We start from the raw sequence: 17,739 nt of genomic DNA on the forward strand, positions 1-17,739 counted from the left end.
TATTTAATGCACATCTACCGGAACGTTCTTATTCTTCTTAAACTTCTGAAGGTAAAGAAGCGGAATGGAGCAGAGCAAAATTCCTCCTGCTACCCAGTAAGCATCAGAATAAGTTAACAGTAATGTTTGTTTCAGAACACTCAGGTCCATGGCCTTTAACGCTACTTGTTGCGCATCCAGCAAAGAATATCCTTTTGCCATAAACGATCTTACCATTGCATTAAACTTTTCTACAAAGGCTGGATTGTATGCATTTACATTTTCCAGTAAAACAGTGCGATGAAAGCCCTGGCGGATATGTATAAGTGTTGTTAATGCAGCAATTCCAAACGATCCTCCCAGTTGGCGCATCATGTTGTTCAATCCTGTTCCCTGCCCAATCTCAGCGCCGCGTAAATCCTGTATAGCCAGCGTTGTAAGCGGTACAAAAAGTAAAGCCATCCCTACGCCACGGATTACAAGCGGCCAAAAGAAATCGCTTGTGCCAGAAGCAAGAGTAGACTTGCTTAACATATGCGAAAAAATAAAAAACAGGAACATACCTACCGTAGCCATAAATTGGGCGGGAATTCCTTTCTGCAGCATTTTCCCGATAAAGGGCATCATGGCAATTGTTACCAGTCCTCCCGGGAATAAGATTTCACCGGTTTGTTGGGCAGAAAATCCTAAAAGATTCTGGCAAAATATCGGAAATACGAAAACTGACCCGTATAATCCAAATCCTAATACAAACGATGTGAACATCCCGACCGAGAAGCTGCGGTGCCGCATAATTTTGAAATTTACTATGGGATGGTCCGTGCTGAATTCGCGCCATATAAATAAAATGATGCCAAGTACGGAAGCTATTGATAAGGCTGTAATATAAGGTGTAGCAAACCAATCTTCTGTTTCTCCTTTTTCAAGTACGGTTTGTAAACTTCCTACGGCTATCGCCAGCAGCAGTATTCCCCACCAGTCGATGGGTGTCCCCTTTCCGCTCCGGGGTGTTTCCTTAACAAAAGTATAGGTTGCATATGCGGCAATGGCGCCCACGGGGATATTTACATAAAATATCCACGGCCAGGAAAAGTGATCTGTAATATAGCCGCCTATTGTTGGCCCTACCGTTGGTCCTACTACCGCTCCTAAGCCGAATAAAGCGGTTGCGGTACCTACTTCCTCTTTTGGCCAGGTTTCAAGAAGGATAGCCTGTGCAGTGGAAATTAATCCTCCACCTGCCAAACCTTGCACAATCCTGAACAGTACCAGCTCTTCCAGTGTGGTAGCATTCCCACATAAAAAGGAGGCGATGGTAAATATAATAATGGAGGCAAGAAAGTAATTTTTTCGGCCAAATCTGGATCCCAACCACCCTGACATTGGCAGGATAATAACGTTTGCAACAGCATAACCGGTAGTAATCCAGGCAATATCTTCAAGCGTGGCCCCGAGGTTACCCTGCATTTGTGGCAGTGACACGTTTACAATTGTGGTATCGATCAGCTCCAGTAATGAAGCAGTTATTACTGTAATTGTAATAACCCATTTTTTTAAACCTTTTTCGGCCATAATTATTCTTTTGTAAGGACAGACACTTTTACACTCATTCCCGGACGAAGTTTATCCATCACGCTTTTGTCTGCCTTTAATGTTATTTTTACCGGAACACGCTGAACCACTTTTACAAAGTTACCGGTAGCATTATCCGGAGGAAGAACTGAGAATTTAGCACCGGTAGCAGGTGAAAAATTATAAACTTCACCTTCAATTTTTGCATCAGGGAAAGCATCCACTTCTATGTCAACTTTTTGTCCGGCACGTAAATCTTCTAATTGGGTCTCCTTAAAATTAGCGGTGATGTATAAGCTCTTATCGTTTACAATAGAAAATAAGGATTGTCCTGCCTGTACCAGCTGTCCTTTCTGAATATTCTTTTTTGATACAATTCCGCTTGCCGGAGCTTTAATGGTAGCGTATGAAAGCTGCAAACGTGCAAAATCAACATCAGCCTGCCGCTGGTTAACGCCTGTGTTGGTTACTTTTAATTGAGAGCGGGTAGTTCCTACCTGCTCCTGTGCAGCCTTGTACTGTTCCTGCGCAGCATTATAAGCAGCTTGTGCTGCATCGCGATTGGCCTTGGCCTGGTCAAATTGCTGTTGTGTTATTGCCTGGTCTTTAATAAGATTAGCATAGCGTTCAAAATCTTTATTTGCCTGCCAAAGCTTTACTTTCGCCAATTCCATATTTGCTTTTGCAGTGGAAGAACTTGCACTTGTAGCACTTATTTGTGATTGAGAAACTCCGATATTAGCACTTGCTCCGCTTTGAGCAGCTAAGGCCTGTTCCAGCTTAATCCGTAAATCACGGTCATCCAGTTTTACCAATACCTGACCTTCTGTTACATGCTGATTTTCTTCAAAAAGAATTGAATCAACATAGCCTCCCACACGGGCAACTACGGGGCTAATATCGCCATCAATCTGTGCATCATCTGTATCCTCGTGTTTGCTGTAATATATATACTCCTTTATACCAAATACGGCTCCTATTAATAAGATAATTCCTAAAATAATAGGTATAATTCTTTTCGGTTTCTTGTCGTTGTTTTCCATCCTGTTATTGATTGTGATTTAGTGTTCCTGTTGATTTGAGTAAAGTATAATAAGCAAGCGTGGCATCCGCTTTAGCTAATTCAAGGTTTATTAAAGCCTGATAAAGCTGGGTTTGCGCATCTATCCTGTCTGTTGCGGTTGCTATATTGTTTCTGTATTTGGATTCAAGAATCCGGTCATTTTCCTGCGCCTGCTCAACCGACGTTTCTACAATTTTTATTTTCTCTAAAGATTTTTTATAGTTCTGATAGCTCTGATTTACCTGTATTTTTATGTTATCTACTGCCAGACTTTTTCCAAGCTCCGATTCGCTTTTTTGAATTTTAGCTTCCCTGATCTTTTGTTTATTTGTCCAGAGTTTATCAATGTTCCATGCCAGTGTTGCACCGAGCGAAACAGGCGCAAGGAAGGTATTGGCTGCAGGAAAAAAATCAGATGATGGATTGATGTAATACAAGTTGGCTCCTACACCCAAGGTTGGGAGATAATCGGCCTGGATAGTTTTAATATTTTTCTCTGCCAGTTGAACCTGAAAATCAGAAGATTTCAATTCAGTACGGTTGGCTACAGCACTGTCTATAAATACTGTTAATTCTGAACCTATTGAATTTGAGCTGATGAAGCCGGTAGTATGGAGATTGGTATTTTCAGGATACCCCAGTAAAATGTCTAAATTATAAGTGACTATTTTCCGGTTAGTTTCTAGATCTACCGCAGTTAGCTCTGTATTGCTACGTTGTAACTGAAAACGAAGTACATCATTTTTAGTAACTATTCCCTGGTTAAAGAATTTCTGTGCCTGGCTTATCTGTTCGTCAATTGCTTTCAGGTTTTGCTGCACAACTTTTTCACTTTGTTCTACTTTATACAAATTATAATAGGCATTTATAATATTATAGGTGATATCTTCTTTATCCGTTTCAGAATTCAGGCGTGCTATTTTGGTTAAAATATCTGTTGATTCTTTAGCGTAACGAAGTTTGTTGCCTGCAAATATCAGTTGTTGAACAGACATAGTTCCAATATAGGCATCGGCGCTTGAGGGGAGACTGAAAGCACTGCTGTCAGGCGATCCGGGTAACTTAAACCGGTTACTTAAAAAATTAGCGTGGCTGAACGCCAGGCTTGCTTTGGCCTCAGGAAGACCACTTTCACGTGCCTGATTAAACCGCGACACAGCTTCTTCTATGCGTGCCTGTGAAATTTTCAGCGTTTTACTGTTTGTTATTCCTGCGGTAATAGCCTCCTGCAGGCTAATCTGCTTTACATCCTGGGCATACAAATGGCATGCTGCAAATGTAAAAGTGAATGTTAATAAAGAACTTAAGAGAATTTTTACCGGGAACTGCTTACTTCGACGTTTCATTAGTATTTAAATATGCTTTAAGTAGATCTTTTAAATGTTTTTTAATGCGAGGCTTTATTTCTGCCACCAAAATCTGTTCCTCCTGGACATTTTTGTTTAAAAATCTTGAAGAAATATTCGGAGAATGAGTAATGTAATTTTTGGTACCGAATATGGTTGATACCGTCATTTCTACATCCACTTGCCGGAAAGAGCCATTTTCAATGCCTTCTTCAATAATCTTTTTTACCTCATTGGCATTTTTCAGGAGCGATTCTGTAAGAAATTCTTTCATTTCCGATCGCTGCTCGAGTGATAATTCATAATGCACGAGCCGGTGGAAGCAATTATTAGACACTACCCTGTCTATTATTAGTTCAATGCATCGGTTCAGTTTTTCCCACGAAGATATTTTTTCCTCGTTCAGATCAATCAGTTGTTGCCTGAAAGGCTGAATGCGCCTTTCAAGAACCGCCTGGTACAGCCCTGTTTTTGAGCCGAAGTAGTAATTGAGCATTGCCATGTTTACTCCTGCTGCCGCAGCTATGGCCCTGGTGGAAGCGCCGCTGAAACCAACTTCAGAAAAAAGTTTTTCTGCCGCATCCAGTATCACGTCTTTCTTATCTGCTTTTTCTGTCATGGGCGGCAAAATTAATCAATCGATTGATTAATTTAAAACTTAAATTCAAATTGATCTTTAAATGACATTTAAGCGATAGTAAAGGATTTGTTATACTTTAAATAAAGTGACTAATCTTTGTATTTTGCAGGACAATATGATTTAGTATGAAATTTCGAATAGTGTTTCTATTTCTTATTCTGATAAAATCCTCTACACTAAAATCGCAAACTGCTACTTCCTTAAATGCGGCAGAAATAAAACTGAAACTACAAAAGTTGAATACGGTAGGGAGCGTGTTGTATATTGCAGCGCATCCTGACGATGAAAATACCCGCTTATTGGCCTACCTGGCTAATGAAAAGAAAGTCAGAACAGGTTATTTATCACTTACGCGTGGAGACGGCGGGCAAAATTTGATAGGCAATGAACAGGCGGAATTATTGGGGCTGATAAGAACACAGGAACTGTTGGCGGCCCGTAAGACAGATGGCGCAGAGCAATTCTTTACCCGTGCCAATGATTTTGGCTTTTCAAAAAGTGCTGATGAAACCTTTAAAATCTGGGACAAAGAAAAAATACTTTCGGATGTGATTTGGGTAATAAGAAAATTTAAACCGGATGTAATAATAACCCGCTTCCCCGAAGATGCAAGAGCCGGTCATGGCCAGCATTGGGCTTCGGCTGTTTTGGCTCATGAAGCTTTCGCCGCAGCTGCAGACTCTAAGCAATTTCCCGAGCAACTGAAATACGTACAGCCCTGGCAGACAAAACGCCTGCTTTGGAATACCTATAATTTCGGCGGAAACAATACCACCTCAAATGACCAGTTAAAGCAGGATGTCGGGAATTACAATCCGCTGTTAGGGAAAGGTTATGGCGAGATTGCGGCAGAAAGCAGGTCAAATCATAAAAGCCAGGGATTTGGAAGCAGTAAAATACGCGGCCGCCAGATTGAATTTTTTGCTGCAACTGCCGGGGAAGAAGCTAAAAATAACTTGTTTGAAGGAATTGACCTAACTTGGAACCGACTGAAAGGTGCAGATAAAATTGCCGGAATGATTAAAACCGCAAACCAGGAATTTGACATGGAAAATCCTTCCGCATCTGTTAAACAATTGATTTCTATTCTAAACGAAGTTGAAAAACTAAAAGATGATTACTGGAAAACTCAAAAGGAGAAAGAATTAAAAGAACTAATAGCTGCATGCAGCGGCCTTTGGTTTGAAAGTTATTCCGCAGATCAGTCGGTTGGTTTGGGTGATAAAGTAAAAGTTTCACATCAATACATTGTTCGTTCGGATGTTCCGGTGCAATTAAAAGAGATAAAAACAGGACAACAGGTTGCAAAAATTGAATCTGTACTAAAACCCGAAGAGGTTCAAAGTGCTGAATCAGAAGTAACAGCTTTAAAAATAACCCAGCCTTACTGGCTTGCAGAAAGACATCCGCTTGGAAGTTATACAGTTAAAGAGCAAACCTTGATCGGCTATCCCGAAAATCCAGATCCCCTGACTGCCACTTATACTTTTATAATAGATGGCAAACCTCTTTCAATAGATAGAGCTGTTGTTTATAAATATACTGATCCGGTACAGGGAGAGGTGTATCAGCCCCTGGTGATTGCTCCTCCTATTACAGCAAGTATTTCAGAAAAAGCATTGGTTTTTGCAGAAAATACGCCTAAAAGAATTGCTATTAATCTAAAAGCTTTTTCTGAAGGAATAGACGGCACATTAAAAATTACTGTACCGGAAGGATGGAAGGTAAGTCCGGGTACATTCAAGCTTCATTTCACCAACAAGGGCGAAGAGGATATTAAAGAGATTTCTATTGTTCCCGATAAAAATGCAGTAAACGGTAATCTGTCACTCCAAATCGAAACTGACGGTGAGATATTTAAGAATGGGCTGCGTGTAATTAAACACTCTCATATACCAACACAAACGTTGTTCCCACTGGCTGAAGCAGAGCTGATAAACGTAGATATAAAAATCAGCGGAAAGAGAATCGGTTACATTGCAGGTGCAGGAGACCTTGTTCCTGAATCGTTAAAACAAATTGGGTATCAGGTAATCATGCTATCTGAGAATAGCATACTCAATTCAGATTTATCTGATTACGATGCAATTATTGCCGGAGTACGGGCTTACAACGTAAATAACCGCCTGAATTACATTCAGCCAAAGCTGATGGAATATGTGAAGAACGGCGGAACACTTTTGGTTCAGTACAACGTAAATAACGGATTGGCAACAACCAACATAGGGCCTTATCCTTTTACCATTACCCGCAACAGGGTGACAGATGAAACGGCAGAAGTAAAATTTTTAAATAAAGATAATCCTGCGTTTAACTATCCAAACAAAATTACAGCGAAAGATTTTGAAGGCTGGGTGCAGGAGAGAGGATTATATTTTGTGGCGGATTTCGACAAAAACTATACCCCGCTTCTTAGCATGAAAGATGCAGGAGAACCTGAAAATAACGGATCATTAATTGTTGGAAAATATGGAAAAGGGAAGTTTGTATATACTTCACTGGCATTTTTCAGACAATTACCGGCAGGAGTGCCCGGGGCATTCAGATTATTTGTAAATTTGCTCGCAAAAAATAAAGACTAATAAATTCATGGAAAATACAGTAAAAAAAAGCAACTCATTGTACTTCATCTTAGCGTTAATATTTGGAATATTAACAGCTTACGTAGTTACTGATTCTTTTGTTTGGGCTATTGCAGGAGCAGTTCTTGGCTTGTTAACAGCCGGCTTCTACGTTAATGTTCTCGCTAAAGACCGTGAAGTCTGAAAAAGAATCTCCGCCGATTTTTAAAAGCTGGAATAGTTTCTATCTTTTTTTAATTGCGTGGTTAATTCTTATCATTATCCTTCTATACACCTTTACTAAATTTTTTGAATGAGTGTATTAGATTGGATTATACTTGCGCTAACCTTACTCACAATTGTTGTCTACGGCATTTACAAAAGCCGGGGCAATAAAAATATAGACGGTTATCTATTAGGAAATAAGTCATTACCCTGGTATCACGTGTGCCTTTCGGTAATGGCTACTCAGGCCAGTGCCATTACTTTTTTATCCGCTCCGGGGCTGGCTTATTCAACTGGCTTAAGCTTTGTGCAGTTTTACTTCGGCCTCCCACTGGCCATGATTGTATTGAGCATCACGTTTGTTCCTATTTTTCATAAATTAAAAGTTTATACGGCCTACGAATTTTTAGAAAAGCGGTTTGATTTCAGAACGAGGGCTTTAACCGCTTTCTTATTTTTAATTCAACGGGGCCTTTCTACCGGAATTACCATTTACGCACCCTCCATTATTCTTTCCATCATTTTAAATGTTGATACTACTTACACAACATTGTTTATGGGTGGAATTGTAATTGTGTACACAGTTTACGGAGGTACCAAGGCTGTTTCTTATACACAGCTTCTGCAAATGAGCATTATTTTCTCCGGTTTATTCCTGGCGGGAGTAATAGTAGTGCAGCTTTTACCGGATAATATTGGCTTTGGTAAAGCAATTCACATAGCCGGAAAAATGGGTCGTACCAATGCAATTGATTTTCATTTTGACTGGAATAATCAATACAATGTTTGGAGCGGGTTAATAGGCGGTTTCTTTTTACAACTATCCTATTTTGGTACAGATCAAAGCCAGGTTGGAAGATACTTAGCCGGTTCGTCTGTAACACAAAGTCGGCTGGGCTTACTGATGAATGGAATTGTAAAAATTCCCATGCAGTTTCTGATCCTGTTAATCGGTGTGCTCGTATTTGCTTTTTATCAGTACAATCAGCCACCTGTTTTCTTTAATAAATACGAACTGAATAAACTGGAAGAAAGCCCGTATAAGAATGAATTAAACAAAATAAAACAAGAATACCAGACTGTATTTGAAGATAAGAGAGAACATGTAAATAAGCTAAGTGATGCGCTGGATAAAGAAATAGAAGAAGAGATTACGCAACAAAGAATTGAAGTGAAGGCCGCGGATGAAAAAATGAAATCTCTGCGACAGCAAACAGTAGCCTTAATGGAAAAGAATGACCCACAAGCGGATACCAACGACAATAATTACATTTTCTTAAGTTTCGTAACCAAATATCTTCCCCGCGGATTGATCGGATTATTGATTGCAATCATTTTCCTTGCCTCAATGGGTTCTACAGCAAGTGCTTTAAATTCGCTTACCTCTACTACTGTAGTGGATATTTATAAGAGAATGATCCACAAGGAAGGGAGTGAGGGAAATTATCTTTCCGCCTCACGCTGGATTACTATCGGCTGGGGATTGGTTTGTATCCTTATGGCCTTGTATGCAAGCCAGGTAGGGAATCTGATTGAAGCAGTAAATATTTTAGGTTCTCTTTTTTACGGAACTATCCTCGGAATCTTTATAGTTGCCTTTTATTTTAAAAAGCTGGGCGGTACAGCAACCTTTATTTCTGCTTTAATTACCGAAGCTCTTGTTTTCCTGTCATGGAAAGCCGACCTGATGGCGTTTCTCTGGCTAAATGTATTAGGATGTTTTCTGGTAGTGATTTTTGCTTTTCTTATCCAAAATATTTTTATAAAAAAGGCTACTCTGTATAAAGAATAGCCTTTTTCTGAAAGCAACTGTTTATTTCTTTGCTTCTGCCAACGCTTGGGTATTTAAGCGAATATATTCTTCGATATTTGCTTCTTTGGCCGCTTTTATTCCCGCTTCCGCGGTTACTGCAGCTCCTTGTTTATCGCCGGTTTTTAATTGAATACGTGACTTCCATAATTTTACCCAGGGTGCTTTGTTATCTTGTTTTTCTGCTTCGTTTACCCATTCCAATGCTTTGTTCAAATCCTTTCCATTTTCAAAATAATACTGAGCAGCCTGGAAATATGGTTTTTTATCTCCTTTCATCGCTTCGTCAATAGAAGCCATTACTTTACTGTCAATTTCTGTTTTAAGATTAATAGCTACAGAAGTATTTTCCCAGGCCAGACTCATTGAGGCAGTGGTTGGATATACCTGCCCGAACTGAATGGTAAAAGTCTCCACTTTATCTTTCAGCTTTTGCGATTTTACTTTAAAACGCAAAACATCTTCATTTTGCTTATAGGTGTAAGCTCCCCACTGTTTGGTATCTTTATTTAAAATGATGGTCCATTCATTTTGAGTTGGAATTGTAAACAAAGCATATTCTCCGGCAGCAACTTTGTTGCCTTCAAGTTCTACGTCTTCAGAGAAAGTAACAATAGTTGAAGAATTTGCGCCTGTTCTCCAAACTTCGTTATAAGGAACCAGGCCACCGAAAACTTTTCTACCCTTTACGTTGGGCCTTGAATAGTTCACCTTGATTTTTCCGAGTCCGAAATTCTGTTCAATAGTTTGCGTAGTACTTGCCTGCGGCATTTTAATTTCCTGCGCAGTTACTACAGAAACTGAAAAAGCAATTAATGCAAGAGCTGTTAAAAATACTTTCTTCATAAAAATTTGAGTTTTTTTCAAATTTAACCTTTCGTATCAGAATGTTGTTATTTTTACGGGCTTAACTAAAATAATTACATATATGAGAAAAATACTTTTAATTGCTCTTTTGTCTTCGTTCTGCTTTATGTATGCACAGGCTCAGGAAAGCTTTCCTCCTTTAGATAAAAGCCCGGCAGACATTGCGTATTTCCCCGCAAATGCTTCTTTTGAAAAAGACCTGTCTAAATCTCCAATTATTAAAGTGGTTTATTCCCGCCCCCATAAAAACGGGAGGGAAATTTTCGGCGTTTTAGAACAATACGGAAAAGTATGGCGTGCAGGAGCAAATGAATCAACAGAAATTAAATTTTTTAAAGATGTAAAGTTAGGCGATAAAAAGATAGAAGCAGGAACTTACAGCTTATTTGCTATACCTCAAAAAGACAATTGGACCATCATCATCAATAAGCAAACTGATAAATGGGGCGCTTATACCTACGATGAAGCAAAAGACGTTGCAAGAGTTACGGTGCCCGTAAAAAAATCAGATAAAGTTATTGAAGATTTTTCTATCGCATTTAAAGATGCACCTAACGGAGCTTCTATGCTTATGGGCTGGGATCAAACAATTGTTGAAGTGCCATTTACAATCTTGTAAGAAAAAATAACAAAGCCTGACACTTCACAGTGTCAGGCTTTAGCCTAAACCTTATAAAATTCGGAAAATTGATTATCAGAATCAGGCATAATTGTATTAAAACCTATCTAAAGCCATTTTTTATAGTCCTTCTAGTTACAAACAGTTTTTCTTCTTTCGGCCAAACAGTAATTAATTTAGACAGTATCCGAGCAGTTAATAACTTTCCAAATTTTGCAGATCAATTTATTATTTCTGTTATAAGGCTAATTGCTACCCCTGAAAAATTTGATGGAAAGACATTGCAACTGAAGGGCTTTCTACTTCTGGACAGAGATGCTCCTGTTATTTACTTCCATAAAGAAGACTATGAGAATTCGTTGATTGAAAACTCAATTTTGCTCGATTTATCGAGTGAATTTCTAAAAACAAAGAACCTGAAAAATTACGATAAAAATATGTTGTAATAGAGGGAACTTTTGAAATGGAGAAAAGGGGAAGATTTCAAATGTGGGGTGGGACAATTTCTAATATCACCCGATTTGATGAATGGATAAAAAGAAGGAAATAGAAGTGCTTCATTCTTGCGGCATATACCATGCCGCAATATTTATTCCATGTTGTTAAATGGAAATATGAAACTCATTTGTCTCTTATTTTTCTTTCTTTTTTTTAATCAGATCGGGCTTTGTCAAAAAGCACATTCAGCTCATATTCAATATATAGAATTATCAGATACTTCATTAATTAATGAAATAAAGAAAGTTATTGCCAAAGAAGTAAACAGTAATGACCCTGAGTTTTTTTTTAAAAGAGATTTCGGTTATGTTGAAGTAAGAATATCTGAATTTTCTCAGGGAGATACAATCATGAAAGTTGAAATTTCTCCGGCACTTTCCGGTATACAGAAAGGCCAGCCGGATTTTTATTATCCCAATTATTATAGCTATATAGATGGAAAACTAATTTTAATATACAGTAGATTAGTCCGGCAGCTATTTAAAATTGAATTGACTAATAGCACCAAAAATAAAATAAGGAAAAAGGTGCTAAAAGTTTTACCTAAACCGGAGAAAAAAACATTGTATGATATAAATGGTAAGGTAATTTCGAAAAACACACCTATCAGAATAGATTATTTTAAATTCTATAGTGAGGGAAGCCTTTATTTTATAAAAACAGAAAAAGGGGTAGTTGTTCGAAAAGGAAACTAAATTATAAATGCACTAAACATATTCCTTCTGCTGAAAGTAATTCTCAATTTCTGATTGTAATATTAAATCCTGTAATAACTACAATACTATTCTTATAGTAAATATGAAAACCTATCTGAAGTCAATTTTTATAGTTCTGCTAGTTACAAATGGTTTTTCTTCTTTCGGCCAAACAGTAATTAATTTAGACAGTATCCGAGCAGCTAATACCTTTCCAAAGTTTGCAGATCAATTTAAGATTTCTGTTATACGATTAATTGCTACTCCTGAAAAATTCGATGGAAAGACAATGCAAGTAGTCGGTTTTCTCAGCATGGATAGGGAAGCGCCTGTTATTTTTCTTCACAAGGAAGATTATGAAAATTACCTTATTGAAAATTCAATTTTAATTGATTTATCAAGTGATTTTATAAAAACAAAGAACCTGAAGAATTACGATAAAAAATACATAATTATAGAAGGAACTTTTGAGATGGATAAAAGGGGAAGGTTTCAAATGTGGGGCGGAACAATTTCTAATATCACCCGGATTGATCCATGGATAAAAAGAAGGAAATAGATAAGGTTTCAAAAATAATCAAAGTTATTATAACTGTAATAATACTCTTAAAATTAGATATGAAAAAATATCTGAAGGTAGTTTTTATAATCCTCTTGATTACAAAAGGTGCAGCTTCTTTCGGCCAAACAGTAATTAATTTAGATAGTATTAGGGCAGCTAATACCTTTCCAAAGTTTGCAGATCAATTTGGAATTTCTTTGATAAGGCTAATTGCTACCCCTGAGAAATTTGATGGAAAGACAATGCAAGTAATCGGTTTTCTAAATCTTGACAGAGAAGCACCCGTCATTTTCCTTCATAAAGAAGATTATGAAAATTACATAAATGGAAATTCTATTTTAATTGACTTATCAGGTGACTTTACCAAAACAAAGAATCTAAGTAATTACGATAAAAAATACGTAATTATAGAAGGAACGTTTGAGATGGATAAAAGAGGAAGATTTCAAATGTACGGCGGTACAATTTCTAATATCACCAGGATTGATGAGTGGATAAGAAGAAAATAAGATCGAAGCTTTTAATACATAATAAGAACAAAGCCTGACACTTCACAGCGTCAGGCTTCAACCTAAACCTTATCACAATTAAACCAATTGGTATTGGCTTAAAAATTAAACCTCATTAAAATTTAAAAGTTTTATATTTTCTTACTATTTATTCTTTTTCGTGCTTTAATTTTTTCCTTAAATAATTATCCAGAAAATAAAGGCCGATTATAATATCTGAAAATAGAAAAGCGTTTTTTAACCATCCTTTTGCAGTGTCTGAAACCTGTAATTCCGGCAGTTTGTAACCTGCTTGTTCAGGAAGATTTGAACTCCAGTCCACTTGTGTAAATAGCATTACCAACAGGGCAAGAATAGTGAACAGGAAGAAATAAGTGATCCCCAAAATTATTCTTTTGTCAATAATGGACTGGATAGATCCCGGAACCGGCTCTGTTTTTATTTTATCCATTACGTTTCGTGTAAAGCTCATGGAAGGTTCATCAAGCTCAACTCCTTTCAATGAATCATTTATATCTTTCAGTTCCTGGTAAACTGTTTTATAATCAGGATCTGTTTGAATAAGGCTTTGTATCTCCTCCCGCTCTTTGGGAGAACAGTTATTGTCAAGGTAATCCCAGATACGTTGTTCAATTAATATATTCATAATAACTCCTTCACTTCGTGTTTCAATAAATGCTCCAATTTTTCTTTTAGCCGGTGCCGTGCCCGGTGAAGTTTTACTTTTACTGTATTTGCCTCCATATTCATGGCACGGCTAATTTCTTCAATGCTCTGCTCAGACTGATAAAAAAGCGTAATAATTGCTGCATCATCCGGCAAAAGCATGGTAATTGCTTTATTAATATAAGCAGACCTTGATTTTAATTCTGCAGTATTTGCATTAAAATCAGATTCATGGTTTTCTAACTGGAAATACGTTTCATCATCCTCAATAGAAGACGTTTCGAGCTTCTTTTTTCTCAAAAAAGTCATTGAGGTTGTATAAACAATACTGTACATCCAGGTGCTGAACCTGGATGTACGCTGAAAAGTATGTAAAGAACGATATGCCTTTATAAAGCTGTCCTGTGCAATCTCTTCGGCATCCTCCCTGCTTTTTGAAAAACGTAAAGCCAGTGTAAATACAAATCGTTGGTGGCGTTTTACAAGTTCGGCATAAGCCGATTGATTGCCGCGGAGGATTTCGTCAATTAATTCTATATCCGTACTCTTGGTCTGCATTCAGTATTAATATGACGCCTTCTTTTTTGCTGAGGTTACAGCTGCAGTTAAAAATACAAAAAAATTAAATGAGGGGTGTAACCTCTTTAAATGCGGTGTTGTCATAGTTTACAGATCGGCTGATCAAAAAATTAATTTATATATTAAACACACAAAAGATTTCAATATGAACGGTATAGAAATGTTAACTCCAATTTTAGTCCCACTGGGCTTATTTGCAATGATTTTTGGCATTTATTATTTACATAATAAAGAGAACATGGCCCTGATTCAAAACGGTATTAATCCGAAAGCCAATAAAGCGCTTCCGCAGCCTTACCAAAATCTAAAATGGGGCTTGCTATTGATGGGAGCGGGTTTGGGCTTATTCCTGGCTTATATATTAGACCATACTGTACTTAATTTTCCACAGCAGTTTGGAGACGATAGCGAAGCGGCAATATATTTCTCTTTAATAGGTATTTTTGGCGGTTTGGGTTTATTTATATCCTACCTGATAGAAAAAAAAGAAATTAATAAATAATAAATACTTAAAAATTCTGTTTAATAGAGAGTCTTCTGAAAAGGAGGCTTTTTTTATGCAAGTGTGTATAAAAAACAGGACAAAAGAAGTGTTAAAATCTGTTAAAATTTAAAAAACAGTTGATGACACGACTTTTTTATCCTAAAATTGCAACCATTAATATTAAAATTGAGTATAAGGCGTTTATAGTCTTGGTTGTTTAACTATTAAACGAAATAGAATGGGGAAAAAAATAATAGTAGCATTTATGCTAGTATGGACAGTTGTGTCGTCCCAGGCGCAAACAACGAAAAAAGTAGAAATTGAAGATCCTGATAATTTAGCTCACGATTATTTTTCGCAGATTATGGGTGTTGCTATGTCAGCAACATCTAATCTAAAACTGTACCAGTTTGTTTACGATTGGATCGGGACTCCTTATCGTTTAGGTGGAGATACTAAAAAAGGTATTGATTGTTCAGGTTTTGCGTACCAACTGTATGATAAAGTTTTCAATACTGTTATAGGAAACAATTCACGTAACATTTTCAGCATGGTGAATCCTGTTGATAAGGATGAGCTGAAAGAAGGTGATCTTGTATTTTTTAAAATAAAAAGCCGTTCTATTTCTCATATGGGCGTTTATATCGGCGATAATAAATTTGCTCACGCGTCCAGCAGCCGGGGAGTTATGATAAGCAATCTGGATGAGCCTTACTGGAAAAGATACTATTATAAAGGAGGCAGACTTATAGAATCGTTGAGAGAAAAGCTGAACGAAGACTAAAATCACCTCACTAATATTTTAAAAGCCGTTTTTCCAAAAGGAAACGGCTTTTCTTTTTTAGGACTTTGCTACGTCCTGGGTATGCCTTACCAGGCCAATGCCTGTGAAAAAGAATATTATTCCCAGAATACCATAAACTATTAATTCTTTTGCACCCTCAGAGTTTTGAATAAACCCAACGGCTGCATAGATCAATCCTATAATACCTAGTATTGTTAGAATTGTCCCAAATGTTCGTTTTAAGTTCATAAGTTTCAGTTTAAACAAACTGAAACAAAAAGGCTGCCAATAAAAAAAGCCTTCTGTTTTAGAAGGCCTTTTTGAGTTTTGTTTTAAAACTACCAGATCTTTATCCGCTGGTTTTCGTCTTTGTACATTTTATCTCCTTGTTTTACTCCAAAGGCATCATAGAATTCCTTCATGTTTGAAAGCGGGCCGTTTACACGATACATTTCGGGTGAGTGCGGATCTACATTAATAAGCATTCTTGCTCTTTCATCACGTTTTTTAATTCTCCATACCTGGGCGAATGACAGGAAGAAGCGCTGATCGGGTGTTAAGTCATTAATTTTATCATTCCCTTTTCCCTGTTGGGTTCTTTTAAATGCTTCGTAAGCGATGGCTAAGCCGCCAATATCCGCAATATTTTCCCCAAGAGTTAATTTGCCATTTACATGCAAGCTGTCAAGAACTACATAATTATTGTATTGTTCTACCACCTGTTTTGCTTTCTGATTAAATTTCTCTGCATCTTCGGCCTTCCACCAGTCTTTCAAATTGCCTTCCATGTCGTATTGCCTTCCCTGGTCATCAAAACCATGAGTCATTTCGTGGCCAATTACCGCTCCGATAGCGCCATAATTTATAGCGTCATCTGCATTAAAATCGAAAAATGGGAACTGAAGAATTCCTGCCGGAAATACGATTTCATTGAAGCTGGGGTTGTAATACGCGTTTACAGTAGGAGGAGTCATTCCCCACTCAGTTTTATCAACAGGCTTACCCAGTTTGTCAATGCTTTCTTTGTAATTGTGACGTGAAATAGATTTTAAATTCTCGTAAAACTTATTTCGTTCAATCTCTACGTCGTCGTATTTCTTCCATTTATCAGGATAACCTATTTTTTTCGTAAAGGAATTTAATTTTTCCTTTGCTCTGTTTTTTGTTTCCGGAGTCATCCAGTCTAAATTCTCAATTCGATGGTTATATACATCCTGCAGGTTATTTACCAGCGAAAGCATGCGTTCTTTGGCATTTTCAGGAAAATATTGCTTTACATATAATTGTCCTAACAGTTCGCCTAAGCCACCGTCTACACGGTTAACCATTTGTTTCCAACGCTCCTGTTGTTGTTTCTGTCCGTTTAAAACTTTTCCGAAGAACTGAAAACGAGCTTCTCTGAAAGGCTGGCTTAAAGAAGATGCAGAACCATTAAGAATACTGAATCTGTACTTATTCTTCCATACCTCAATTGGTTCTGTTTTTAATAAAGTATCCAGCGTTTTATAATAATTAGGTTGTCCTACAAGCACTGTGTCTGTTTTTATCATTAAGTGGGAAAGAAGATTATTCAGATTCACATCTGGCAGATACTTTTGAAATTCTGATACCGCATATTTATTGTAATTCTTTACCGGATCGCGTAACTCTACAGGGGTAGAATGCGATTTAGCTATTTTAGTTTCCAGCTTTAAAATCGCCTCCGCATTTTTATCAGCAGTTGCCTGGTCTGTTCCAGTTAATGTAAAAAGTTTCGAAATATACTTTTCATACTCCGCACGGATATTCTTTGTGGCTGCATCGTTATTAAAATAATAATCGCGGTTAGGGAGGCCTAATCCTGATTGTTGAAAATTTACCGCATATTTTGTGCTGATCTTATCATCAGCTCCTATATAAAAATCAAATAACTCTCCTTCGCCTTCCTTATATAAATCAGCTGAAAGATTAATGAGATCTTTATAATTCTTTACAGCGTCAATTCGTGCTAATGAAGGTTTAACAGGCTCAAATCCTCTGTTATTGATAGCAGTAGTATCCATGCCGCTCGCATAAAAGTCTCCTACTTTTTGCTCAATAGTTCCTTTTTGACTTTGTTTTGCGGAAACGCTGTCAAGTATTCTCCGCAGGTTTTCCTCGTTCTCATCGTTCAGGACATAAAAAGATCCCCAGCCAGTTTGCGACGCGGGAATTTCGGTATTTTTAACCCAGCTGCCGTTGGCATACAGAAAGAAATTATCTCCCGGATGCACGGTTGTATCCATCCCGTTTTTATCAAAA

General features: G+C 37.4%; 18 protein-coding genes. 9 read left to right on the forward strand and 9 right to left on the reverse strand.

Translation table 11 applies throughout. The features are described from left to right. Nucleotides 1-3 precede the first annotated feature (3 nt). From ACLCDL_RS02365 to ACLCDL_RS02380, 4 genes are read right to left on the reverse strand one after another with little or no spacing between them, the layout of a single operon-like run. Nucleotides 4-1,551 carry a DHA2 family efflux MFS transporter permease subunit gene (locus ACLCDL_RS02365; RefSeq protein WP_423146432.1) on the reverse strand — a complete coding sequence of 516 codons (1,548 nt, stop codon included), beginning with the start codon at nucleotides 1,549-1,551 and terminating at the stop codon, nucleotides 4-6. A gap of 2 nt (nucleotides 1,552-1,553) precedes the next feature. Further along, the gene (locus ACLCDL_RS02370; protein ID WP_423146433.1) at nucleotides 1,554-2,594 is read right to left on the reverse strand and encodes an HlyD family secretion protein; all 1,041 of its coding nucleotides are present in this window, start codon (nucleotides 2,592-2,594) and stop codon (nucleotides 1,554-1,556) included. A 4-nt stretch (nucleotides 2,595-2,598) separates the two neighbouring features. Further along, nucleotides 2,599-3,960: a TolC family protein gene (locus ACLCDL_RS02375; protein ID WP_423146434.1), complete on the reverse strand. Its 1,362-nt coding sequence runs from the start codon at nucleotides 3,958-3,960 to the stop codon at nucleotides 2,599-2,601. Further along, nucleotides 3,944-4,579, reverse strand: a complete 636-nt coding sequence (locus ACLCDL_RS02380; protein ID WP_423146436.1) for a TetR/AcrR family transcriptional regulator — start codon at nucleotides 4,577-4,579, stop codon at nucleotides 3,944-3,946. The genes ACLCDL_RS02375 and ACLCDL_RS02380 overlap by 17 nt, the downstream gene beginning before the upstream one ends. 146 nt (nucleotides 4,580-4,725) lie before the next feature. On the opposite strand from ACLCDL_RS02380, the gene ACLCDL_RS02385 reads away from it, so the two are divergent. The 3 genes from ACLCDL_RS02385 (at nucleotide 4,726) to ACLCDL_RS02395 (ending at nucleotide 9,178) form a co-directional block, all read left to right on the forward strand. Beyond that, nucleotides 4,726-7,182, forward strand: a complete 2,457-nt coding sequence (locus ACLCDL_RS02385; protein ID WP_423146438.1) for a PIG-L family deacetylase — start codon at nucleotides 4,726-4,728, stop codon at nucleotides 7,180-7,182. A 7-nt stretch (nucleotides 7,183-7,189) separates the two neighbouring features. Continuing rightward, nucleotides 7,190-7,366, forward strand: coding sequence for a hypothetical protein (locus ACLCDL_RS02390; RefSeq protein ID WP_423146439.1), 177 nt, complete (start codon nucleotides 7,190-7,192; stop codon nucleotides 7,364-7,366). 108 nt (nucleotides 7,367-7,474) lie between these two features. Further along, nucleotides 7,475-9,178 carry a sodium:solute symporter family transporter gene (locus ACLCDL_RS02395; RefSeq protein ID WP_423146441.1) on the forward strand — a complete coding sequence of 568 codons (1,704 nt, stop codon included), beginning with the start codon at nucleotides 7,475-7,477 and terminating at the stop codon, nucleotides 9,176-9,178. A gap of 21 nt (nucleotides 9,179-9,199) precedes the next feature. On the opposite strand, the gene ACLCDL_RS02400 is transcribed toward ACLCDL_RS02395, so the two are convergent. Further along, the gene (locus ACLCDL_RS02400; protein WP_423146443.1) at nucleotides 9,200-10,042 is read right to left on the reverse strand and encodes a DUF2911 domain-containing protein; all 843 of its coding nucleotides are present in this window, start codon (nucleotides 10,040-10,042) and stop codon (nucleotides 9,200-9,202) included. An 82-nt stretch (nucleotides 10,043-10,124) separates the two neighbouring features. On the opposite strand from ACLCDL_RS02400, the gene ACLCDL_RS02405 reads away from it, so the two are divergent. The 4 genes from ACLCDL_RS02405 (at nucleotide 10,125) to ACLCDL_RS02420 (ending at nucleotide 12,946) form a co-directional block, all read left to right on the forward strand. Further along, a complete protein-coding gene (locus ACLCDL_RS02405) occupies nucleotides 10,125-10,682 on the forward strand; it encodes a DUF2911 domain-containing protein (RefSeq protein ID WP_423146444.1) in 558 nt (185 codons plus the stop codon). A gap of 614 nt (nucleotides 10,683-11,296) precedes the next feature. Further along, entirely contained in the window at nucleotides 11,297-11,875 is a 579-nt protein-coding gene (locus ACLCDL_RS02410; protein WP_423146445.1) for a hypothetical protein, read from the forward strand. A 103-nt stretch (nucleotides 11,876-11,978) separates the two neighbouring features. Further along, complete coding sequence (locus ACLCDL_RS02415; RefSeq protein ID WP_423146446.1) at nucleotides 11,979-12,434, forward strand: hypothetical protein; 456 nt, start codon at nucleotides 11,979-11,981, stop codon at nucleotides 12,432-12,434. Then, complete coding sequence (locus ACLCDL_RS02420) at nucleotides 12,413-12,946, forward strand: hypothetical protein (protein ID WP_423146448.1); 534 nt, start codon at nucleotides 12,413-12,415, stop codon at nucleotides 12,944-12,946. Before ACLCDL_RS02415 ends, ACLCDL_RS02420 begins: the two co-directional genes overlap by 22 nt. A 148-nt stretch (nucleotides 12,947-13,094) precedes the next feature. Here the strand turns inward: ACLCDL_RS02420 and ACLCDL_RS02425 are convergent, their stop codons facing one another. Both ACLCDL_RS02425 and ACLCDL_RS02430 read right to left on the reverse strand, forming a co-directional pair. Beyond that, nucleotides 13,095-13,592: an anti-sigma factor family protein gene (locus ACLCDL_RS02425; RefSeq protein WP_423146450.1), complete on the reverse strand. Its 498-nt coding sequence runs from the start codon at nucleotides 13,590-13,592 to the stop codon at nucleotides 13,095-13,097. After that, entirely contained in the window at nucleotides 13,589-14,170 is a 582-nt protein-coding gene (locus tag ACLCDL_RS02430; RefSeq protein ID WP_423146452.1) for an RNA polymerase sigma factor, read from the reverse strand. Before ACLCDL_RS02430 ends, ACLCDL_RS02425 begins: the two co-directional genes overlap by 4 nt. Before the next feature lie 166 nt (nucleotides 14,171-14,336). Between ACLCDL_RS02430 and ACLCDL_RS02435 the strand changes: the two genes are divergently transcribed. Next, nucleotides 14,337-14,693, forward strand: a complete 357-nt coding sequence (locus ACLCDL_RS02435; protein ID WP_423146453.1) for a DUF6249 domain-containing protein — start codon at nucleotides 14,337-14,339, stop codon at nucleotides 14,691-14,693. 220 nt (nucleotides 14,694-14,913) lie between these two features. Further along, on the forward strand, nucleotides 14,914-15,459 hold the full coding sequence (locus ACLCDL_RS02440; protein ID WP_423146454.1) for a C40 family peptidase: 546 nt from the start codon (nucleotides 14,914-14,916) through the stop codon (nucleotides 15,457-15,459). 57 nt (nucleotides 15,460-15,516) lie between these two features. Here ACLCDL_RS02440 and ACLCDL_RS02445 read toward each other — a convergent pair whose 3' ends face one another. Together ACLCDL_RS02445 and ACLCDL_RS02450 are read right to left on the reverse strand one after the other, a co-directional pair. After that, nucleotides 15,517-15,708, reverse strand: coding sequence for a hypothetical protein (locus tag ACLCDL_RS02445; protein ID WP_423146456.1), 192 nt, complete (start codon nucleotides 15,706-15,708; stop codon nucleotides 15,517-15,519). An 89-nt stretch (nucleotides 15,709-15,797) separates the two neighbouring features. Then, nucleotides 15,798-17,723: a M13 family metallopeptidase gene (locus ACLCDL_RS02450; RefSeq protein WP_423146457.1), complete on the reverse strand. Its 1,926-nt coding sequence runs from the start codon at nucleotides 17,721-17,723 to the stop codon at nucleotides 15,798-15,800. Nucleotides 17,724-17,739: the final 16 nt, after the last annotated feature.

It is taken from the genome of Rubrilithobacter danxiaensis, assembly GCF_047272945.1.
Classification (GTDB): Bacteria; Bacteroidota; Bacteroidia; order Sphingobacteriales; family Sphingobacteriaceae; genus Rubrolithibacter; species Rubrolithibacter danxiaensis.

Excerpts from the sequence above, each read along its gene's own strand:
- ACLCDL_RS02365 (WP_423146432.1), bottom strand. The coding sequence starts at position 1,551 with ATGGCCGAAAAAGGTTTAAAAAAATGGGTTATTACAATTACAGTAATA.
- ACLCDL_RS02370 (WP_423146433.1), bottom strand. The coding sequence starts at position 2,594 with ATGGAAAACAACGACAAGAAACCGAAAAGAATTATACCTATTATTTTA.
- ACLCDL_RS02375 (WP_423146434.1), bottom strand. The coding sequence starts at position 3,960 with ATGAAACGTCGAAGTAAGCAGTTCCCGGTAAAAATTCTCTTAAGTTCT.
- ACLCDL_RS02380 (WP_423146436.1), bottom strand. The coding sequence starts at position 4,579 with ATGACAGAAAAAGCAGATAAGAAAGACGTGATACTGGATGCGGCAGAA.
- ACLCDL_RS02385 (WP_423146438.1), top strand. The coding sequence starts at position 4,726 with ATGAAATTTCGAATAGTGTTTCTATTTCTTATTCTGATAAAATCCTCT.
- ACLCDL_RS02390 (WP_423146439.1), top strand. The coding sequence starts at position 7,190 with ATGGAAAATACAGTAAAAAAAAGCAACTCATTGTACTTCATCTTAGCG.
- ACLCDL_RS02395 (WP_423146441.1), top strand. The coding sequence starts at position 7,475 with ATGAGTGTATTAGATTGGATTATACTTGCGCTAACCTTACTCACAATT.
- ACLCDL_RS02400 (WP_423146443.1), bottom strand. The coding sequence starts at position 10,042 with ATGAAGAAAGTATTTTTAACAGCTCTTGCATTAATTGCTTTTTCAGTT.
- ACLCDL_RS02405 (WP_423146444.1), top strand. The coding sequence starts at position 10,125 with ATGAGAAAAATACTTTTAATTGCTCTTTTGTCTTCGTTCTGCTTTATG.
- ACLCDL_RS02410 (WP_423146445.1), top strand. The coding sequence starts at position 11,297 with ATGAAACTCATTTGTCTCTTATTTTTCTTTCTTTTTTTTAATCAGATC.
- ACLCDL_RS02415 (WP_423146446.1), top strand. The coding sequence starts at position 11,979 with ATGAAAACCTATCTGAAGTCAATTTTTATAGTTCTGCTAGTTACAAAT.
- ACLCDL_RS02420 (WP_423146448.1), top strand. The coding sequence starts at position 12,413 with ATGGATAAAAAGAAGGAAATAGATAAGGTTTCAAAAATAATCAAAGTT.
- ACLCDL_RS02425 (WP_423146450.1), bottom strand. The coding sequence starts at position 13,592 with ATGAATATATTAATTGAACAACGTATCTGGGATTACCTTGACAATAAC.
- ACLCDL_RS02430 (WP_423146452.1), bottom strand. The coding sequence starts at position 14,170 with ATGCAGACCAAGAGTACGGATATAGAATTAATTGACGAAATCCTCCGC.
- ACLCDL_RS02435 (WP_423146453.1), top strand. The coding sequence starts at position 14,337 with ATGAACGGTATAGAAATGTTAACTCCAATTTTAGTCCCACTGGGCTTA.
- ACLCDL_RS02440 (WP_423146454.1), top strand. The coding sequence starts at position 14,914 with ATGGGGAAAAAAATAATAGTAGCATTTATGCTAGTATGGACAGTTGTG.
- ACLCDL_RS02445 (WP_423146456.1), bottom strand. The coding sequence starts at position 15,708 with ATGAACTTAAAACGAACATTTGGGACAATTCTAACAATACTAGGTATT.
- ACLCDL_RS02450 (WP_423146457.1), bottom strand. The coding sequence starts at position 17,723 with ATGGATACAACCGTGCATCCGGGAGATAATTTCTTTCTGTATGCCAAC.